Source organism: Tahibacter aquaticus (assembly GCF_004363655.1).
GTDB lineage: Bacteria > Pseudomonadota > Gammaproteobacteria > Xanthomonadales > Rhodanobacteraceae > Tahibacter > Tahibacter aquaticus.
This window is the reverse complement of the sequence record NZ_SNZH01000001.1, coordinates 736,519-739,434: the sequence shown is the minus strand read 5'-3', so window position 1 is coordinate 739,434 and position 2,916 is coordinate 736,519. Positions and strand designations below refer to the sequence as shown.

The 2,916-nt window shown below is 52.7% G+C and carries 4 protein-coding genes; 1 reads left to right on the top strand and 3 read right to left on the bottom strand.

Going from position 1 to position 2,916, the window contains the following annotated elements:
* Window positions 1-198 (top strand): hypothetical protein (locus tag DFR29_RS29595; RefSeq protein WP_208113489.1); only part of this gene is annotated, 198 nt, incomplete at its 5' end.
* Window positions 199-350: 152 nt separating this feature from the next.
* Here the strand turns inward: DFR29_RS29595 and DFR29_RS02915 are convergent.
* From DFR29_RS02915 to DFR29_RS28950, 3 genes are all read right to left on the bottom strand, one after another.
* Entirely contained in the window at window positions 351-701 is a 351-nt protein-coding gene (locus DFR29_RS02915) for a tetratricopeptide repeat protein (RefSeq protein ID WP_133817044.1), read from the bottom strand.
* 332 nt (window positions 702-1,033) lie between these two features.
* Window positions 1,034-1,534, bottom strand: coding sequence for a type II secretion system protein GspG (locus tag DFR29_RS02910; protein ID WP_133817043.1), 501 nt, complete (start codon window positions 1,532-1,534; stop codon window positions 1,034-1,036).
* Window positions 1,531-2,916 (bottom strand): RHS repeat-associated core domain-containing protein (locus tag DFR29_RS28950; RefSeq protein WP_166653832.1); only part of this gene is annotated, 1,386 nt, incomplete at its 5' end. The genes DFR29_RS02910 and DFR29_RS28950, both read right to left, overlap by 4 nt.

Below are 2,916 nucleotides of genomic sequence, written 5' to 3'. Positions count from 1 at the left end.
CGCTTCAACGTGACGGCGCCAGAAGGCTTCGGTCTTCGATGCTTGCACGCTTGGCGCTCCGAGAAGGTGAGCGACAAGCATTGCTCTGATGATCGGGTTCGAGAATGTGGCGGCGCCGGACGCTTACGCATCTGCGTGCGTGACGGCTGTCTCGTCATGACCTGCGAGGCGCCGACAACCAAGACCAGACGGCGCTGACGACCACAGCAAAAGCCCCGCAAATGCGGGGCTTTTGCTGCTGGGTAAGTGAACGTGCCCCTGTTACCCACGGTCAAGCGGCCGGAAGTCCATCGGAGAAGTGCTCGCGAGAGAGTCGGAGTTTTCCGAGGGCTGGTTGTCCCGGTCTTCGTTTAAATATCTCGCGGCAACCGGCTCGTCGGCGATAACACGCTTGCCGCGAGCCTTTTAACATCTTCGTGAGTTGGATCAATTTCCCGAGCACGTCTCAGCATGTAGTAAGCATCTAGATCGTTTCCAGCGAGAAGGTAGCAAGCACCAGCCGAAAGAACTGCTCTTAGGTTAGTTGGGTCAACTGCAATTACCCTGTCATAAAATCTGACGCCGTACTCTGGCTTGTCGGCAAACTCGTCACCAAGATCCAACAACAACTCCACGTCATCAATTGCATTGACTTCGACATAAAGTTTATTTATTCCTTCTTCAATTCCCTCTATCAGATTGTGGAACTCATTCTTATTCATTGGACTGGCACGAATGCTGTATTCACGACATAACCCCCGCCATTACCGTATCGAAACATTCGAATTACCAGAGGTACGCTAGTCTCGAATTCCGTTTTTACAACAACCGTTGCCTCGACGAAGTCGCCATTCGGCAAATTTCTGACTGATTGTGCGCTCGGGTTGCTTCGGAAAATTTGCTGACTTGCTCATTGCTCCATCCTCTCAAGAGATGGAGTCTCCAGGGAAGCCGGGGCGGTTCAGTTGTGCGTGTACTCGATGCGTTTGTTGTTTGCATCGATGGTCGCGACCAGGCGGCCCAAGTAAAAAGCCCCGCGAGAGCGGGCTTTTTGTTACTGTTTTCGTCGAGATTTTCGACGTTGAATCACTCCCCCAATAGCCATTGCTGCTGCAACAACGACTATGAGTGCTATGACGTTCCTCCATCGATCAACAAAATCATCACGAGGGTCAATTGCGTCTCGATATGCCGAGCGCCACGGCCTTTCCTTCAGGCCATAAACGATGTCGTCGGAAGTTTCTCTCAATCGATCAGCGCCAACGGACAATAGGTTAAAACTGCCGTCATTAACCTCGTAAACAATTTCACTGCCCCAATGATCAGATAGCTGAGCACTTCTTAAGTAATGAGCCGACTTGCATCCCTTTCCATCAATTCTTGCCAACTCTAAAAACTCGACTTTCGAAGGGAATCGATCGCAGTCTGCGCGGAATGACTCCAGTGTTTCCGCTATAGAATTCAATTGAATCTCTGTAGCTCGAGGCAAGTCCAATGTAGACGCTGCTACGCCTGATGAAAATAAAGCAAATACTACAATACATAAATATCTCATTGGAATCTTTTCCTCAAAAAATCAAGTGAGGCAGGTGCCCACGGCGCTCGCTCTCCCTGAGGGACTATGTTGCTATCCATGATAGTCACTGGTTGATTGATGCTAGCCGGACCGTCGGGGCGATAAATGTGTGGAGCGCCGAATGTGTGTCCCGCCTCATGCGCCGCCGCAATGCCAATCGCCACTCCCATCTCTTCACTCGTCACATTACGCCGATTCTTGGGAGAAATGTAGCGTTCTCCATCTTCGATTAGATCGTCTGTAAAGACCCGACTACTTACAAAATACGTTCTTCCATAGTGGCCAGATTCACCACCACCGCCGCCGCCAAACACTAATTTCCGGTACGCCGACGGATTCGAATCTGTAAATCGGACACCAAATTGTCCGAAAGCGATCTGAAGGCTTGACATGATTTCTTGCTCAAGAATTTCCTTCGAGTAGCCCCGCGGATTCATTCCGGAAAAATCGACGTAAACATCACGTCCCTTGTCCACCCGTTTCATGGCGTAATCGGCAACAACCACGGTTACGCCAATAGCAACGACGGTCACCGATGCCATGATAAACGCGACCGACACATTTCCTGAAGGATCGACCATGCACGCGGGGTTGTTGTTCCCATACGTGTACTTGTGAAGTGTTAAAGGATCTAGCTCTACCCCCTTAAAACTATCCTGCTGCGTAAACCGCCCCACCGCCGGATCCGTATATCTGGCCCGCAGGTAATAGAACCCCAAGTTCGGGTCGAACTGTTCCCCGGTGTACTGATAGTTCGTCGCTGGCAGGTTGGGTGTAGCCAGCACACTCGCTGCATCGTCGCTTTGCCCGAACGCTTCATACGCGTACTGATCGACGAGGTTTCCTGCTGCATCGGTCAACCATCGCGTGCTTCCCAGCCCGTCATAGTGGAACATGCTCGGTATCGCCGCCGTAGCCGCTCCTGGCAAGACATTGCCGCTCGCATCCCGCAACGCGTACTGCCCCAGCAAGTCATCGCCATAGGTGTACGCCGTCTTCAGGCTCAACCCACTGACGTTAGCTCCAGCCGCCAGCGGTGTCCCGACTCGTTCCTCAATGACCTGTGCATAGGCCTGATTCGGATCAATCAGATACCGAATCTCCCTCGCATCCCCAGTCCCGGACTTCAACACCTGGCTGCGCCGTATCCCATCCGCCGTATAGCTGTACTGCGTGATGTCGAGAAGCGACCCTATCTTCCGCTCTGCCTGAACCATGCGGTTCTGACTGTTGTAGCGGTAGTACATGGTCTGTTCGGGCGTGGTGGTTTCGATCAGGCTGCCGTTGAGGTCGTAGCCGTGGCTGGTCAGGCGGGTGATGCCGTTGCTGGCAGCCGATTCCTGCAGCAGGCGGTCGTTGGC

Coding starts and splice junctions, on each gene's coding strand:
- DFR29_RS02915 (WP_133817044.1), bottom strand. CDS start 701: ATGAATAAGAATGAGTTCCACAATCTGATAGAGGGAATTGAAGAAGGA.
- DFR29_RS02910 (WP_133817043.1), bottom strand. CDS start 1,534: ATGAGATATTTATGTATTGTAGTATTTGCTTTATTTTCATCAGGCGTA.